Source organism: Streptomyces sp. Ag109_O5-1 (assembly GCF_003814875.1).
Lineage (GTDB): Bacteria > Actinomycetota > Actinomycetes > Streptomycetales > Streptomycetaceae > Streptomyces > Streptomyces sasae.
In genome coordinates this window covers 10,277,011-10,293,692 of the sequence record NZ_RKQF01000001.1, presented here as the reverse complement: position 1 = coordinate 10,293,692, position 16,682 = coordinate 10,277,011, and the positions used below count along the sequence as shown (strand labels likewise).

General features: G+C 71.4%; 12 protein-coding genes. 4 read left to right on the top strand and 8 right to left on the bottom strand.

The window, feature by feature from the left end; translation table 11 throughout:
• Positions 1-2 precede the first annotated feature (2 nt).
• From EDD90_RS46900 to EDD90_RS46890, 3 genes are read right to left on the bottom strand one after another with little or no spacing between them, the layout of a single operon-like run.
• Positions 3-1,214, bottom strand: a complete 1,212-nt coding sequence (locus tag EDD90_RS46900; RefSeq protein ID WP_123979129.1) for a type III PLP-dependent enzyme — start codon at positions 1,212-1,214, stop codon at positions 3-5.
• A complete protein-coding gene (locus EDD90_RS46895) occupies positions 1,211-2,977 on the bottom strand; it encodes an IucA/IucC family siderophore biosynthesis protein (RefSeq protein WP_123979128.1) in 1,767 nt (588 codons plus the stop codon). The genes EDD90_RS46900 and EDD90_RS46895 overlap by 4 nt, the downstream gene beginning before the upstream one ends.
• Before the next feature lie 37 nt (positions 2,978-3,014).
• Positions 3,015-4,607 carry an IucA/IucC family siderophore biosynthesis protein gene (locus tag EDD90_RS46890; RefSeq protein ID WP_123979127.1) on the bottom strand — a complete coding sequence of 531 codons (1,593 nt, stop codon included), beginning with the start codon at positions 4,605-4,607 and terminating at the stop codon, positions 3,015-3,017.
• Between the two features lie 442 nt (positions 4,608-5,049).
• Here EDD90_RS46890 and EDD90_RS46885 point away from each other — a divergent pair, with 442 nt between their 5' ends.
• Both EDD90_RS46885 and EDD90_RS46880 read left to right on the top strand, forming a co-directional pair.
• A complete protein-coding gene (locus EDD90_RS46885; RefSeq protein WP_123979126.1) occupies positions 5,050-5,811 on the top strand; it encodes a response regulator transcription factor in 762 nt (253 codons plus the stop codon).
• Positions 5,808-7,256, top strand: a complete 1,449-nt coding sequence (locus EDD90_RS46880) for a HAMP domain-containing sensor histidine kinase (RefSeq protein WP_123979125.1) — start codon at positions 5,808-5,810, stop codon at positions 7,254-7,256. The genes EDD90_RS46885 and EDD90_RS46880 overlap by 4 nt, the downstream gene beginning before the upstream one ends.
• Positions 7,257-7,295: 39 nt before the next feature.
• Here the strand turns inward: EDD90_RS46880 and EDD90_RS46875 are convergent, their stop codons facing one another.
• Positions 7,296-7,853, bottom strand: a complete 558-nt coding sequence (locus EDD90_RS46875; RefSeq protein WP_185149466.1) for a GNAT family N-acetyltransferase — start codon at positions 7,851-7,853, stop codon at positions 7,296-7,298.
• Positions 7,854-8,064: 211 nt separating this feature from the next.
• On the opposite strand from EDD90_RS46875, the gene EDD90_RS46870 reads away from it, so the two are divergent.
• Positions 8,065-9,714, top strand: coding sequence for an alkaline phosphatase family protein (locus tag EDD90_RS46870; RefSeq protein WP_123979123.1), 1,650 nt, complete (start codon positions 8,065-8,067; stop codon positions 9,712-9,714).
• Positions 9,715-9,914: 200 nt separating this feature from the next.
• Here EDD90_RS46870 and EDD90_RS46865 read toward each other — a convergent pair whose 3' ends face one another.
• The gene (locus tag EDD90_RS46865) at positions 9,915-11,153 is read right to left on the bottom strand and encodes a CHAP domain-containing protein (RefSeq protein ID WP_123979122.1); all 1,239 of its coding nucleotides are present in this window, start codon (positions 11,151-11,153) and stop codon (positions 9,915-9,917) included.
• Between the two features lie 451 nt (positions 11,154-11,604).
• Between EDD90_RS46865 and EDD90_RS46855 the strand changes: the two genes are divergently transcribed.
• Complete coding sequence (locus EDD90_RS46855) at positions 11,605-12,345, top strand: SDR family NAD(P)-dependent oxidoreductase (RefSeq protein ID WP_123979121.1); 741 nt, start codon at positions 11,605-11,607, stop codon at positions 12,343-12,345.
• 36 nt (positions 12,346-12,381) lie between these two features.
• Here the strand turns inward: EDD90_RS46855 and EDD90_RS46850 are convergent, their stop codons facing one another.
• The 3 genes from EDD90_RS46850 to EDD90_RS46840 all read right to left on the bottom strand — a co-directional run bounded on the left by EDD90_RS46850 (position 12,382) and on the right by EDD90_RS46840 (position 16,635).
• Entirely contained in the window at positions 12,382-13,110 is a 729-nt protein-coding gene (locus tag EDD90_RS46850) for a DUF2071 domain-containing protein (protein ID WP_123979120.1), read from the bottom strand.
• A gap of 161 nt (positions 13,111-13,271) precedes the next feature.
• The gene (locus EDD90_RS46845; protein ID WP_123979119.1) at positions 13,272-13,775 is read right to left on the bottom strand and encodes a hypothetical protein; all 504 of its coding nucleotides are present in this window, start codon (positions 13,773-13,775) and stop codon (positions 13,272-13,274) included.
• Between the two features lie 127 nt (positions 13,776-13,902).
• A complete protein-coding gene (locus EDD90_RS46840) occupies positions 13,903-16,635 on the bottom strand; it encodes an AAA family ATPase (protein ID WP_123979118.1) in 2,733 nt (910 codons plus the stop codon).
• Positions 16,636-16,682: the final 47 nt, after the last annotated feature.

Here is a 16,682-nt window from a genome sequence, read left to right as displayed (position 1 = left end):
GTTCATGACGGCTGGTGGGCGTACCCGCCCGAGGCCGGCGACTCCGCGTCGTCGACATGATGGAACGTCGGGTGGGGGTGCATGAGGAACGCATGGTGGGAGATGTTCCAGGCGTAGGCGCCGGCCATCGCGAAGGCGACCCGGTCGCCGACGCGCAGCCGCTCGACCATGGCCCCGCGGGCCAGGACGTCCTTGGGGGTGCACAGCTGTCCGACCAGCGTCACCGGCTCGTCACGGGCCTCCGGGCGCTGCCAGGGCCGTGCCCAGCGGCCGTCGGGGATCACCTCGAAGGGCTGGTCGTGCTGTTTCGCCGCCGGGGTACGCAGATGGTGGGTGCCGCCGCGCAGTACGGCGAACGCATGCCCGCGGCTGAACTTGATGTCCAGGACCTGGGTGACGTACCAGCCGCAGTAGGCGGTGACCGAGCGGCCGGGTTCGATCCGCAGGGTGAGGCGAGGGTGGCGGGCCAGGAGCGGGCGCAGTCCGGCACCGAAGGCGCGCCAGTCGAACTTCCGTCGCGGATGGGTGTAGTCGACGCCCATCCCGCCTCCGACGTTGACCTCGGTCAGGTCGACGGCGCGGTGGTGTGCCCAGTCCTCGGCCCAGGTCAGGATCTCGTCGATCAGGGCCAGGTGGGGTCGTTCCTCGAGTCCGCTGGCCAGATGGAAGTGGAGTCCGCGCAGTCGCAGGCGCGGGGCGGAGGCGAACACCTCCAGACAGCGGTCCAGTTGGGCGGGGTCCATGCCGAAGGGACTGGGGTGCCCGCCCATCGCGAGCGCGACCCGGCCGACTACGACGGGCAGGTTGACGCGCAGCAGGACATCCACGGTCCGGTGGCCCAGCAGGGCGGTGACCAGGCGCAGTTCCTGTTCGCTCTCGATGTGCAGCCGCTGCACTCCGGCGTCCAGTGCCCGGGCCAGCTCTTTCTCTGTCTTGCCGGGGCCTCCGAAGGCGATCGGCGCATCGGGGACGAGCCCGCGGACGTGACTCAGCTCGCCGCCGGAGGCCACCTCGAACCCGTCGACGTGCTCGGCCAGCGTCCGCAGGATCCGCGGGTCGGAATTGGCCTTGGCCGCGTACAGCAGCTCGACACGTTTCGGCAGTGCGGTCCGGATGGCGTGTAGGTGCTCACGCAGCTCCGGGAGGTCGTAGACGTACGCGGGCAGGTCGTCGTCGGTGAGTCGGCCGACGTGTTCGAGGAGTGCGGACCTCACCGGATCACCTCGTGGGGGAAGTCCGCACCGAGCGGGCTCGTCAGGGGGACGTAGGTGGCGTGCCGGTCGGCCTTGCGGGCCCAGCGCAGCAGAAGGTTGGCCTTGGCGGGCAGCGGTACGCCGGACAGCAGGGCGCGCAGGCGTGGCGGTTCGGCGGCGGTGCGGGCATAGGCCTTGAGGTGGTCGCGGACCAGGCCCCAGAGGGCGGGCTCCAGCGTCGGGGCGAGGTCGGCCAGGGCGCCGAGCACTTCGGCCGTGTGGTTGACCAGGAGGCAGTACGCGACCCGGTTCCAGCCGTGCTCGGGTTCGTAGGTGAGGGGTTGCCGGACGTGCTCCGGGAGGTCGGCGAGGGTGTGTCGGTGGGGTCCGGGCAGGAGCTTGGTGCCTTCCAGGTCGCGGAAGAGCATCTGCGCCGGGGTGCCGTCGGCGTCGACACCGACGACGACGTTCTGCAGGTGGGGTTCGAGTACGACACCGTGTTCGAAGTAGGCGGCCAGTACCGGTGGCAGCAGCAGGTGCAGGTACGCGTCCCACCAGGCCAGTACGTCCCCGTCGCCGCGGGCGAGCAGCCGGGAGACGTGGGCCGCGCCGGAGGGGTACTCGTCCGCGATCGCGGCGGCGAGCAGCGGGGTCACCCCGGGGCGCAGGTGGTGGCGCAGGCCGGAGCGGACGATGACGCCGAGGCCCTCCAGAAGATCGCCGTCGGTGTCGAGGGTGCGGTAGCCGGGTTCGGCGAGGAGCGCGCATCCCGGGTAGCGGCCGGTCAGCCGGGCGAAGACGGGCTGGAGCAGCCGGTTGAGGGCGACGGCGCCGGACAGCTCGTAACTGGCGTGCCTGCGGACGCAGTTGGTGAGACGGACGTTCAGGCTGAACTTCAGGAAGGTGTCGGTGTCCGGGTGGTACAGCGTGCGCACGGATGCGGTCGGCACCAGCTCCGGTCCGTGCGTGCCGGTGTCGACGACCTCCCCGGCGGCCATCACCTCGCGCAGCCGGTCATGGTCCTGGAGCAGCCGGTACTGCCAGGGGTGCACCGGCAGTATCGCGAACCCCGGGTCGGCCGCCGGGCACAGCGCGTCCATCTCGTGCAGCTCGCCCTCCTCGCGGACGAGGTGGCTGCGCACGGCCAGGTGGCGCAGGCGGAAGCGGGCGCCGGTCTCCGGACCGTACGCCAGCCAGTCCTCCGGGTCGCCGGTGCGGGCCTTGGGGGTGGGGTGGAAGCGGTGGCCGAACACCAGGGACTGTTCCGACGCCACGTACGGGTCGGGGTGCGGTGTGCGGCTCGTCCGCTCCTCCAGTGCGGTGCGGATCGTCTCCCGGCTGTCGGCGACCTGGGCCAGGAACTCCTCGTTGGCGACACCCGTGCGCAGTTCCAGTTCGTCCTGGATGCAGTCCGCCAGCTCCCGCCAGTCCACGGTCACCCAGGTGTCGTCGTCGAGCCGCTGCACCGGGCCCTGGAAGCGGTGCGCCGCGACCAGGGAGATCCGGCGCAGCCGGGAACGCAGCAGGAGGCCCCGGCGGGGCAGTCGTAGCAGGAGGTGGCCGTCGGCGACCGTCACCTGGTGTTCGGGGGCGGACACCTCGCGGATCAGGCAGTTGAGCAGTGTGTGGGCGGTGACGGCGTCGGCCGTCTCCGTCGGTCCGGTGACTGCTGCGAGGGTGGGGGCGGTGCCGGTGACGGCGGTGACGGCGGTGGGGGCGGTGGGGGCGGTGGGGGCGGTGGGGGCGGTGTCGGTAACGGCGGTGGTGGCGGTGCCGGTGGTCATTCGGTCACTCCAGTGGCGCGGCGATCGGTGTCGGACTTCAGCGGCACAGGGCCAGCGGGTTGGGGACCGGCGTCCACTGCGCCTTCCCCGGGTTGTCGGCCAGGCGCATGGCGATGGTCGCCTTCAGCGGCATCGTGTCGCCGAAGAACGCCGCGGCGTCCTCGTCGCTCGCCAGGCCGGCGTACACCTGGCGGCCCGCCTCGGCCACCGCGCCCCACAGCGCTCGGGGGTCGGCATCCCGCGTCCGGCCGAGGACGTCGACCAGTTCGCCGAAGACGCCGCTGATCAGGCCGCCGAACAACTTGGTGTGCAGCGCGTCCACATCGTCCCCCGCACGGGTGCCGAGCAACGGCGGCAGCGTGATGCCGCACCGGGCCAGGCGGCGCGGGCTGACTCGTACGCCGTCCAGGTCGCGGTAGAGCACCCGCACCGGCCGCCCGTCGCGCAGCACGACCAGGGTGTTCTGGCCGTGCGCCTCCAGTGCCACCCCCATGGACAGCAGCGTCAGTGCGGGCGGCAGGACGAGTGCGGCGAAGTCCGCCAGCCAGCGCACCGGGTCTCCCGAGATGACGGTCGCTCCCGTCGCGTGGACGGCGGTGAGCGGAACCGCGATCTCCCCCGGGTCGAGGTGGCACTCGGTCGACTCCCGGATCATCGCCGCCAGGCTCGCGGAGGGCTGTCCGTCCACGCACACCGCACCGCCGCCCAGCTCACGCATGACGCGCAGGCTGTCGCCGTACCCGGCCTTGTCGATGAGGGCCGAGACGAGGTCGGACAGCGGGGGCCCGTCGGCGACCTCGGCCGGGGAGATGGTGCGCCGGTAGTTGGTGACCTGTACGTCGAGCGCCGTCTTGAGGTGACAGCCCGGCAGGGTGCCCAGCGGTGCCAGGGTGCGCAGCGACAGCAACGGCCGGGCCGGGATCGTTTCCTCCGAGACGGAGACGGAGCCGGAGCCGGCGAGGCCGGGGTGGTGTGCGAGTACGTGGTCCCGCTGCCAGGGGTGCAGCGGGACCAGGATGGTGTCGCCGTCCCGCAGTCGCCGCGGCCAGGCGCCGGCGCTCTGCCAGCGGTCGGCCGGGACACGGAGCAGCGCCAGTCGGACGACGGGGTGGTGCTCGGGAGCGTAGGCGAGCACGTCGGCGATCGACATGCCCGTACGTGTGCGGCAGCAGGGATGCTGCGGATGGCCGTCCACGACGGTCTGCTCCGCGTCCGCAGAGTCGTCGGGTGCGACCGCCCGGCCTGCGTTCGCGGCCCTGGCCAGGGCCAGGTTGACCACGCTGTTGTCCAGCTCGGCCGCCAGCCGCTGCGCGGCGCGGGTACGCAGGCCGAGTTGCGCCAGCAGTTGCGCCGGTCCGTCGATCGGCCCGTCCGACCCGGACACGGCGAAGTCGTCGGGCACCTCGGCGAACGACCGCGCGCCGGACGCGGGCGCCGAGAGCGATCCGCCCCGCCGCAGCTCGATCACCAGGTCGTCGGACTCGCGGCGGTGCCCGGTCACGCCGGGCAGGGGTTCGCGTGCGAAGGCGCCCCACAGCCGGGCCAGCACGGTCGCCCGTGCTCCCGGGAGCTCGGCCGTGAAGGGTTCCACCAGGTCCGGTCGGATGCGACGTAGTTCGTCAATGGGCATGGGGTGTCCCAGGTGCTTGTGCGGGCGCTTGTCACTCGGTGCCCCCGTGGCACCGGCCGTGCAACCGACGCTAGGACACGACGGTCAAGCGGATTGCCAGAGCAATGACAGCCGGTGATTCCGGATCCCTCTGATGAAGCGTTTTGCCGCTGCGGAATCCGGCCGGTTCCGCGGCGCACTCGTCGATCGACGCAACCTGACCCTGGATCAGTTTTCGACTGCGATCGGGCCGGTGGGACGAGCGGGCCACTGCCGGGCGGCAGGCGGGCTCACTCGGCGTTCGAAGGTCTTCACTCTCTCCTTCCTTCACGCTGTCCCGGTGCTGGATGTCGCAGTCATACCGCGTTCGGTGTCTACGCCAACCGGGTCAGGATCACCGGCTAGGGGGAGGTTCCGGCGTTTGCGCCGCGCTCTCGAGGCGAGGTCTGTGAGCCTTTCCGGCATGCGTGTCTTGCTGATCGAGGACGACGACCGGGTGGCCGGACCATTGACGGAGGGTCTGCGGCGATTCGGGTTCACCGTGGAGCACGCCAGAACGGGGGCCGACGGCCTCGCCGCGCCGGAGGCGGCGATGGTGCTCCTTGACCTGGGGCTGCCCGACATGGACGGCCTAGATGTGTGCCGTGCGCTCAGAACCCGTTCGTCCGTGCCCATCATCATGATCACCGCCAGGGACGACGAGGTCGACCGGGTGCTCGGTCTGGAGCTGGGCGCCGACGACTACGTCTCGAAGCCGTTCGGCGTACGGGAACTCGTCGCCCGCATCCGCGCCGTCACCCGCCGCGCCCGCCCCGCCGTCCTGGACCCGCACGGTCACGAACCGGGGCCCCCGGACGACGTGGCACCGCCCGGGACACCCGACGTCCAGCGGGTCGGCCCGCTGACCATCGACCGCCGTACCCGGCAGGTGCACCTGCACCGGTCGCCGATCGCCCTCGCGCCCAAGGAGTTCGATCTGCTCACCTGCCTCGCGGAGGATCCCGGAGCCGTCTGCTCCCGTCGGCAGATTCTCGACACGGCATGGGAACCGAACTTCTTCGGTCCCACCAAGACCCTGGACGTCCACATCGCCGCGCTGCGCCGCAAACTCGGGGACTCCGCCTGGATCGAGAACATCCGCGGCATCGGCTTCCGCCTGGTCCCCCCGGCACACGAGGACACCGCCTCCGCGACAGCGCCGGTACCCGGCGGAGGGCCTCGGTGACCCGGCGCATCCTGCTCAGCCATCTGAGCCTCATACTGCTCGTCCTGCTCACGCTCGAAGTGCCGTTCGGGCTCTTCTACGCGCGCAGCGAGCTGGCCCGTTTCTCCCACGCGGCGCAGCAGGGGGCGATGACGCTGGCCGAGGTCTGCGAGGAGAAGATGGAGCGCGGGGTCGCCGGTGACCTCCCCGAACTGGCTCGCGCCTACGGGCGGCGAACCGGCAGTCGTGTGGTCGTCACCGATCACCGGGGCGTCGTCCTCACCGACACCGCCGCCCTCGCCCCGGTCGGCGAGGACCTGTCCACCGAACCGGACATCTCCACCGCGCTGCACGGTCACCCCGTCGTCACCGGCCGGAGTGCCCCGTCCGCGGGCGGGGACCTCCTCCTCACCACGGTGCCCGGTGGTTCGGACGCCGTCGTTCCCTGCGTCGTACGGACCGTGTACGCGCTGGGCCCGCTTGAGGCGAAGGTCCATGCCACCTGGCTGGCTCTCGGCTTCGTCGGCGTGGGGGTGCTGACCGCCGTCTCCCTGATCGGCTTCGCGCTCGCCCGCTCGATCACGCGTCCCGTGCGGGCCCTGGAACTGGCGACCGCGCAGCTCGCCGACGGCCGGATCACCGACCCGCCGGCCACCGATCACGGGCCGCCGGAACTGCGCCGTCTGGCCGCGTCCTTCACGGCCACCGCGACCCGGCTCCAGCACCTGCTGCAGGAGCAGCAGGCGTTCGCCTCCGATGTGTCGCACCAACTGAGGACTCCGCTGACCTCGTTGCGCCTGCGCCTGGAGAACTTCGAGCCGCACCTCGACCCGTGCGCCCAGGACAGTCTCGACAAGGCGCTGGGGGAACTGGAACGGCTCGGCCGTATGGTGCAGGGGCTGCTGGCGCTCGCCCGGCTGGAGAACTCCGCGATCCGGCCGGAGCCGGTCGACCTCGACGCCGTCGTCGCCGATCGCGCCGCCATCTGGACGGCCTTCGCCGAGGAGCAACGCGTCGACATCGTCGTCTCGGGAGCCACCACCGTTCGGGTGTGGGCGGCTCCGGGCGCCCTGGAGCAGATCGTCGACAACCTGCTCTCCAACGCGCTGCGCGCGTCCCCGCCGGGAACCGCCGTCACCCTGGCCGTCGTCGACGCCCCTGGACAAGCGGACCGGGCGGCGCCTGAAGCCGAGTTGCACGTCATCGACCAAGGTCCCGGCATGACCGAGGCCGAACGGCGCAGGGCCTTCGACCGGTTCTGGCGGGCTGCCGGCGCCGACCACGACGGCACGGGCCTCGGTCTGCCGATGGTCCGGCAACTCACCCGCGCCAGCGGTGGCGAGGTCACCCTGGAGACGGCCCCGGGCGGCGGGCTCGAAGCCGTCGTCCGCCTCCGGCGCACCGAGAGTCACGCACACCGGGAACGCCGGGGCACCCCGACGGCGGGGTGTTCGAGAGCGCGTTGAGAAGACCGGACCCGGGCCGTGCAACCGCCCCGCTGGTTCTCACCCCGGCAGGGCCCGGGTGAGAACCTCCAGGGCGGATTCCCCGGTGTCGTCGCGGAATTGCCCGAGCCGCTCCCAGCCCCATGCCCGAAAGGCGTCCAGCGCCGCGGAGTTGGCGGGGTCGAGGAGTGCGACCGCCAGTTCCGCGTCGCTGTCGGAGAGCAGTCTGTCCTGGAGGCGGCTGCCTGTCCCGCGTCGGCGGTGTTCCGGAAGCACCATCAACTCCGCGAGGGCGAACACCTTCCCGGATGCGGTGAGTTCCTCGACCTCGCCGGGAAGGACACCGACGAAACCGCGCCACCATGAGCCGTCGCGGTGCAACGGATACCCGTAAGCCAGTCCCGCCGGTTCGTCGTCCTCGCCCTCCACGTCGTCGGCCACCACCATGTCGAAGCCCGGCCGTTGGACATCGTCCGCCAGTACGGCCAGGAACCGTTCGCGATTGCGGTATTCCTCGCCCGGGGGTTCCTGGTACGCAGCCACATACAGGTCCGCCAGCTCTTCCCGGTCCCCGTCGGCCTGCCACCGGGTCAGCTTCCGGAAGAACACCTCACCCATACCCATCCCCTCGCCCGCGCCATCAGGCAGTCAGTCTTCCCCCCGCCTCCGAGCTTATTCAGGACGCCCGAGGGACCGGACTTTGCGCGCCGCGATGAAGTTCTTGGGCAGAATCCGGGCCGCAAGTCCGGTTCCGTACACGTTCTCCCTCTCGAATGTCGGTGCATGATCCGCAGGGTCACAAGCTCCGCACAGCGTGAGGAGAACCATCGTGTTCCGACACCCGCTCCGTCCCGTCGCGGCCGCCGCCGCGGCGCTCGCCGCCGTCGGCGGTCTGACCGCCGCGACCACCGGCCCCGCCGCGGCCTCCCCCGCATCCCGCTCCCGGCACGTCCTGCTGCTGTCGGTTGACGGTCTGCACCAGTCCGACCTGGCCTGGTACGTGGCCCGGCACCCGCGTTCCGCGCTCGCCCGGCTGGTCGGCGGCGGTGTGGAGTACACCCACGCGAGAACCACCGTTCCCTCCGACTCCTTCCCAGGCATGGTGGGCCAGTTGACCGGCGGGGACCCGGGCGTCACGGGCGTGTACTACGACGACACCTACAGCAACGCCCTGCTCCCGGCCGGCACCACCAGTTGCGCGGGCGTCAAGCCGGGCGCCGAGGTCGACCTCACCGAGGACCTCGACAAGAACCAGGACTCCCTCGACGCGGGCCAGGGCCTTTCCGGCCTGCCCGACAGCATCCTGAACATGACCGGCGACCCCGCCGGCCTCATCAACCCGGCGAAGCTGCCCGTCGACCCGAAGACCTGCAAGCCCGTCTACCCGCACTCCTACCTCAAGGTGAACACGGTCTTCGACGTCGCCCGCAAGGCCGGGCTGCGCACCGCGTGGTCGGACAAGCACGCCGCCTACGAGATCCTCGACGGGCCGTCCGGCAACGGCATCCAGGACCTGTTCGCCCCGGAGATCAACAGCCAGGCCATCGGCTACCCGGCCGGCAAGGACTGGACGAAGGACAACGCCGCGACCGAGCAGTACGACGCGTACAAGGTGAAGGCCGTCCTCAACGAGATCGACGGTCACGACCACAGCGGCTCCCACCAGACGGGCGTCCCGGCGGTCTTCGGGATGAACTTCCAGTCCGTGTCCACGGCCCAGAAACTGCCCTCCTCCGACGGCCTGACGGGCGGTTACACCACACCCGGCACGCCCGGACCGCTGCTGGCGAAGAACCTCGACTTCGTCGACCAGGAGGTCGGCGCGTTCCTCGACGAGCTCCACAAGCGGGGCCTCGACGGCAGCACGACCGTCATCCTGTCGGCCAAGCACGGCCAGTCCCCCACCGACCCCGAGTCGCTGACCCGCATCGACGACGGGCCGCTGCTCGACGGCCTCAACTCCGCCTGGAAGGCCGCCCACCCCGGCGCGGGTGACCTGGTCGCCCACGCCGTGGACGACGACGCCATGCTGCTGTGGCTCACCGACCGTTCCCAGGCCGCCGCCGAGTTCGCCAAGACCTACCTGCTGGCCCAGTCCGGCACCGGCAACGGCATCGACGGGGCCGCCAAGCCGTTCACGGCGAGCGGTCTGAAGACCGTGTACGCCGGTGCGGATGCCGCCCGGTACTTCCACGCCCGGCCCGGCGACTCGCGCGTGCCCGACGTGTTCGGCATCAGCCGGTACGGCGTGGTCTACACCGGCGGCAAGAGCAAGATCGCCGAGCACGGCGGAGCCCACGCCGACGACCTCGACGTGCCGCTCGTCGTCTACGGCGCCGCCACCCCGCACGACGTGCGCGTCAACGCTCCGGTGCGGACCACGCAGATCGCGCCGACGATGCTGCGGCTGCTGGGCCTGAACCCGAGGGACCTGGACGCGGTGCGCATCGAGCACACCCGGTCGCTGCCGGTGCGCTGACCGCGCCCGGGGCCGCCGTCGTGCCGGCGGAGCACCTCCGCCGGCACGAACCCCTGCGGCTGCTCCCGGCCTCCCACCGACCCCGCCGAGCACCGCGACCGCACGCCCCCCCTGTGGAATGCCTTGCGCGATGTCTCCGACTGTGCCGGTCACGACACCGGGGTGGGCGGCCCCCTCGCCGTCCACCCCGGTCCCCGGGATCAGAAACCGTTGATGTGGACGAAGCCGTCGGGGATCGGTACCCAGCCGAGATCCACGCCGGCCATCGGCCCGGACGGTGTGGTGTTGGCGGCGCGTCGCACCAGCTTGCCGTTGCTGACGGTGAAGTGGATCGTCGAGTAGGCGCCGTCCTTGCCCTCGATGTTGTACTCGGCGATGTCGAAGCCGGTGACGGCGGAGCCGCTCTTCTGCACCGCGGTCACGTACGCGACATGGCCGGTGCCGTGTGCTGCCCACACCCCCTTCCGGTCCCACCAGGCGACCGAACCGGGGGTCGGGGTGTGGTTGACGGTGACGTGGTGGGAGGCGGCCGCGTAGCCCCAGTTGTAGGCGTAGCTCCAGGCGCCGGAGCCGGAGGTGGGATCGACGCGGACGCTGTAGCGGGCCCAGTCCGAGGGCGCCGCCTGACCGCCTGGCACCTGCGTACCGCCGCTGTTCTCGTAGATCTTCCAGGCGACGTAGGACACGCACTCCCGGTTCAGCCCGAAGACGTTCGCGAAGGAGTCCTGGGCCGGGGACTTCCACTTCGCGGGGTAGTCGTCGCCGCCGATCAGGTTCTGCGGGCCGGGGCCGGTGGTGAACTGCTCCCAGGGGCCGGGCTTGGTGGCCCTGGCGCGCAGCAGGCCCGCCTCGTCGCCCGGGTAGTTCTGCTCTGCGGTGACGTACCACAGCTTGCCACCGGAGTCGCGTACGGACAGCGTGAAGGTGTGCGCGCCGGTCTGGTCGAGGTAGAAGGTCTCCCACGGGCCGGTGCTGGTCTGCCCGGGGCGGGCGTGCAGGGTGCCGCGCTGGTCCAGGCCGGACGAGGTGGCGCCCCAGGCGAACTCCGCCGTCACGTAGGCCTGGGCCGCATCGGACCACAGGTGCACCGCGTTGCCGGACGAGGGGCCCAGGTAGTCGATGCGGTACCCCTCCCAGGGTCCCGGGGTCGCGGCACGCGCCCGGATCACGTTCTTGGCGTGCATGCCGGTGCTCCCCGACCAGCCGTTCTCGGTCGTGACATAAGGCTCGTTGCCGAGCGCGGACCGCAGATAGACGTGCTTCTGCGTCGCGGCGGCAGCGGCGGTCACCGAGGCTCTGGACGCGGTCGTGTGCGGGACGGTCGTGGTCGCGGTGGCGGGCGCCGCCGTTCCGAGGCCGGTCGCGGCGATCGCGGCCAGCGTGGCGATCAGCGGCCTGGGCCACCGCCGAAGGATCCCGCTCGGCGCGTTGCGTGTCATATGTCCTCCTTCTTCGTCCGCGGCGGGTGTGGACGACCGGCTCGGGTCGTTCCCGCCGCGGGGCTGTGGTCCGGTTGACGAGGCCGCCGAGCGCACACGGGGCTCCGGCAGATCGGCGGTCGGCTCTGGGACAAGAGCAGACGACCGAGGGGTGTTCGACAACGCTTCTCGAACATCGATCAACAGGACTCCGGTCACAAGTGCCTGACCTGCGTGTTCGAGAACGTTCGCGAACACCGCCGGGACCGTGGGGGGTTGTCCCGTGGGACGCGGACGTCATCGAAGGGCTGCCAGAAGGCCCGCGCTGTCCCGACAGAAGGAAGTCGCCCAACCCAGCGATACGTTCGGCCGAGCCGGGAGACCGGCTGCTGCTGCATCGGATGCGACGACGTCGAGCACCGGACGCAGGCCGCGCTGCCGTGCCTCCTCCGCCGTGACAGGATCCGCTGGCATGAGCATCGAACAAGCGGATCGGCCCGTCGCCCTGGTCAGCGGGTCCACGTCGGGAATCGGGGAGGCCGTCGCGCGGAGGCTGGCGGCAGACGGGATGCGGGTCGTCGTGCACTCACGACGCAGTACGGAGGCCGGGGAGGCGCTCGCGGCGGAGCTCGGCGGGGCGTACGTGCGGGCGGACCTGGCGGTGGAGGACGAGGCCCGGGGGCTGGTCGAGACGGCGCTCGGCCGGTACGGACGGCTGGACGTGCTGGTGAACAACGCGGGCATCAGCCGGCCCATCCCGCACGACGACCTGGCCGCGGCGACACCCGCTGACTGGCGGCGGCTGCTGGAGGTGAACCTGATCGCGCCATGGGTGCTGTGCACGGCGGCACTTCCGGCGCTGCGTACCTCCCCCGGGGGCGGCAGCATCGTGAACATCACCAGCCACGCCGGGGTACGCCCCAAGGGCTCGTCGGTGCCGTACGCGGCGAGCAAGGCCGCGCTCAATCACGTGACCCGGCTGCTCGCGGCCGCGCTCGGGCCCGAGGTGCGGGTCAACGCGGTGGCGCCTGGGCTGGTGGACACTCCGATGACGAAGGACTGGACGCAGGCACAGGAACTGTGGCGGGAGCGCGCGCCCATGCGCCGTCCCGCCCAGCCCGCCGACGTGGCCGATCTGGTGGCGTCGCTGGTCGCCGGCACATACATCACCGGCGAGGTCGTCGTGCTGGACGGCGGGCTGAATCTGACCTGAGCACCGCCGCGCCGATGTCCCCCGCGAGGCGGCGGGTCAGCCCGCGGGACGGAGCAGCCGGGACGGCGGAGTGTGTACGTCAAACATGGTGCTGCGCTGAAGTCCGGCGTGGCAGGGGAGTTGGCCGGGCGCGACCAGCCTCAGGTCGGTCAGGGCCTGGCTGTGTGCGTGCCGCACCTCGGCGGCCTCCAGGCGCAGCGGTTCGTGCCATACCGAGTACCGGCCCACGCCCCGCCCGTCGCGCCGGGGGTACCAGCCCACGGCGGGGTCGACAAGGATCCGGCTCGCCTCGCCGGGGTCCGGGAATCCGGGCGGGGTGTCGAGGGGTCGCCCGGTGCCGCGAAGTCCGACATCGGCCGCGCCCCAGCGGCCCTCGGTCCGCAACTGCCAGTCGGACGCGGTGCCTGCCACCCGCACCGACTCGTGGTACCAGGGCATCTGCCAGCCCGTGCGCGGGAGTTGTACGAGCCGGCTGCTCAACGAGGTGCCGAAGAACCAGACACCTGTCTCCGCGCCCCGGCGGACATACGTCCGGTAGTTGACCTGACCGGCCGAGAACCGCACCCGTGGGGCGAAGCGGAAGTGGAAGTGGCGGTCCCGGAAGGCTACCAAGGAGACCAGGACCGCCCCGTTCCGCACATCCGGCTCGAAGCCCGGCGGCAGCAACGCGGCGACCCGCTCCGGCTCCGCCTCCCAGCTGATCAGCGCGAAGTCCACCAGCTCGGCCACCGCGTGGTGCCAGCGTATTTCCGGGCGTCGGTTCATGAAATCGGCTCCTCTTCGGCGACCGCCGTTCCGTCCCACCGGGTGGCGGGCCAGCTCCCTCTGACGAGCGGCCGCCCGGCACCGCAGGACCGGCCCGAGCGCGCCGAGGCCCCGGTGAAACCGCTGTCGGTGACGCGCCGGGATCCGTTTGACGACGGACCCTAGTCGACCATTCCCAGTTCGTACGGCGGGGCCGGCCACTCGGGCATCCAGTCGGTCTCGATCTCCCCCGCGAGCATCCGGGGGAACCACTCGCCGAACTCCAGGTCGGTGTCGTGCCAGTCCGCCCAGCCGCGCCGGAACGCCGACACCGTCCAGCGGCCGCCGCCCCGGTCGACCAGGAACAGCTGGTCGCCCTCGATGGTGTTGCCCCACACCAGTGCTCCTCCGGAAGACGGCAGTACCCGGTGCGGAACGGTCGGCGAATCCTCCATCCTCCGGCCCATGGCCGCCGCGTAGGAGCGCAGATTGCGAGCGCCACAGAAGAAGATGTACTCGCAGATGGTGACATCGCCGTACGCCGCCGCGACGGCGACGAAATCGGGCGGGAACACCGCTCCCCACTCCCGCGCCACCGCTTCGATCTGTTCCTCCTCGCCCGACCGGACCGCCGGTCCGAGGAGTTCGGAGAGGGAGGGGGGATCAGTACGCGGGCTCGTCGTCACACTTCATACTGACAGCAACTCCCTGCCGCCGTAGGACGATTCACCCCAGTGGGTCGACCATCGCCCGCGCCCTCCGCCGCTTTCTCGGGACTGCCATGGCTGGGCACGGCGCCTGCCGACCGGTCCGTCAGTCCGAGGCGCCGAAGACGTCAGGCGTGGGCTGTTCGTCGTGCAGTGCGGCCAGCGCCGCGGCGAGCTTGCCCCGGCCGGTGATGCCGAGGCGTGGATAGATGCGGTACAGGTGCGCTCCGACGGTGCGGTGCGAGATGAACAGGCGCTGGCCGATTTCCCGGTTGCTCAGCCCCTGTGACGCGAGCACGGCTATCTGCATTTCCTGGGCGGACAGTTGCTCGCCGGTGTTCGCGTGCCGTCGGCCGCTCGACTCACCCGTGGCACGCAGCTGCTCACGGGCCATCTCGGCCCAGGGCCGCGCACCGGCCCGGTCGAACTCGTCACGGGCGAGTCGAAGCGGTTGCCGGGCGTCCGCGTTGCGGCGTTGGCGGCGCAGCCGGCGGCCCTGGTGCAGCTGCAGGCGGGCACGCGACAGCGTCCAGTCGGCCGGCAGTGCGGTAAGGGCCGCGGCGTAGCGCTCTTCCGCGACGTCGTCCGGAGCCAGCACCGCGTCGGTGTAGGCATGAGCCACGACCATCATTTCCGAAGGCAGCCGTCCGGCCAGCTCCGGAAGATCGGCCAGCAGCTCCCGGGCCTGCTGCACGGTGCCCGCGGCGACTGCGGCATCCGCCAGATCCGGCGCGAGCAGCCAGCGGCTCACCGAGTGGTAGTGGGGGTCGATCGGATCGAACGCGCGCGAGAGAACGTCGTACGCCTCCTCGGCGCGGCCGTCGAAGAGGGCGAGCAGGCCGTCGGTCTGCTGCGCCATCACGGTGACGAACGGCATACCGGGGAACAGGCTGTGCATGCGGAGTTCGCGGATCATCCGCGCTGCCTGCTCGGTTTCTCCGCGCAGCGCCGCCACCAGGCCGGCGGTGCCCTTCAGCCCCAGCCAGACGATCCCTTCCCCGGTCTCCTCGGCCAGGGCGAGCCCCTCGGCGGACTCCTCGCGAGCTCGCTCCAGCCGGCCGAGGTACACCTGCGGCCAGCTGGCCGCCAGCGAACGGGCGAGCAGCCCGAGTCGGCCCTGCGACCGCCACGCCGCGGCTGCCAGCGCGAGGTGGTGGGCGGCGCGACTGATGTCGCCGATGACCAGGGCTCCGCTACCGAGAAAATGCAGGATCCGGCCGTCTTGACGGTCTGCCCTGATTCCGTCGAGCCGCGCGATCACGTCGGCCCCGTGCCGGTACGGCTCGGAGTACGCCCGCACCGCGAGCACATGGGGAGCGTCCGGATCAGGTTTCCAGCGATCCAGTTCCGCCGCGGCCTGAGCGCGTACCTGTGCGTCGCCGTCCTGGAAGAAGCATCGCGCGCTGGCACGCCACAACAGGTCCTCCGCGACGTCTCCGGCTCCCGCGTCGAAGGCTCCGGCCGCCGCGGCGACCATGTCCTGGATCCGTCGCTGCGGCTCGTCCGGTTCGAAGGCGGAGCTGTCGGACACCACCATGAGGCGAGCCCGCTCCACCGGGCCCAGCACACTGGTGTCGATACGGTCCAGCAGCAGCTGGACGCTGATGCGGTCGTTGATCTCGCTGGACAGCTCGGCCGCCCGGACCAGGATCCCGGTCCGCCGTTGCGCATCGAGGACGAGGTCGGCCGCCTGACGCAGCGCCGGGACAGCAGCCGCCACCTTCCCCCGGGCCTGCGCCGCAGCGGCGAAACGCTCGAGCCGGGCGGCCAGTTCCTCGTCCGGCCCGATCGTGGCCGCCGCCTCGTGGGCCAGTTGGCGCTCGGGGGCGTCGTCCATCACCGATGCGAGGGCACGGTGAGCGGCCAGCCGATCGGCGATCGTGGCGTGGGTGTAGATCGCCGTGCGCATCAACGGATGGCGGAACTCGGGGGTGTAGCCGACCAGTGTGACCAGATCCGCGTCGACCGCCTCCTGCACCGCGTCGACGGAGACCGCCGAACCGGAGAGCCGACTCGCCACGTCCAACAGCAGGTTCAGTGGCGCGGCCGGCTCGGCGGCCAGGACCAGGAGCAACGTGCGACAGGCCCGGCTCACCGCATCGGTACGCGCGGAGAAAGCGTCCTCCAGCCGCTGGGTCAGCGGCAGGTCGTCCATCTGCGCGGTCATGCCCTGCACCGCCTTGGGTAGCTCCACCAGGGCCAGCGGAAAACCCGCGGCACGCTCGAGGATGAGCGCCCGCAACGGCGCCGGCAGGTCCGGCGCGCCGGCATCGAGCAATTCGGCGGCGGCCTGCGGGCCGAGCGGCTTCAAGCGGAGGTCCAGGTGCACATACGAGTCGGAGTACTGGATCCGGGCGGCGGCGATGACCTGTACGGCGAGGTCGCGGGTACGTCGGGCCACGAACTTGAGGACGTCCCGGCTGGAGGTGTCGATCCACTGCAGGTCGTCGACCAGCAGCAGGAGTGGCTGCCGGCTGGCCGCGTCGGCGAGCAGTTCGAGCACGGCCAGTCCGACCTGGTAGATCTCGGGCTCGGTGTCCCTGACGCCGAACACGCCGCTCAGTGCCGAGCGGTACGGAGCCGACAGGTCCTCGACACCACGGGCGAGCGGTTGCAGCAGCAGCTGCAGCGCGGCGAACGGCAGCCACTGCTCGGGCTCCACCCCGGATGTGCGCAGCACCTTGAAGCCGCTTTCGGTGGCCTCGGCCCCAATGGTGCGCAGCAGAGCCGACTTGCCGACCCCGGCGGCGCCGTGGACCAGCAGGGTGCTGCCGTTCCCACCCGCAGTGTCCGCCAGCAGCCCACGCAGGGTGCGCAGCTCCCCATCCCGCCCGATCATCGCAGGCGTGCGGATCCCGCCTTCTGCGGGGAATGCTCGGGCAGGGC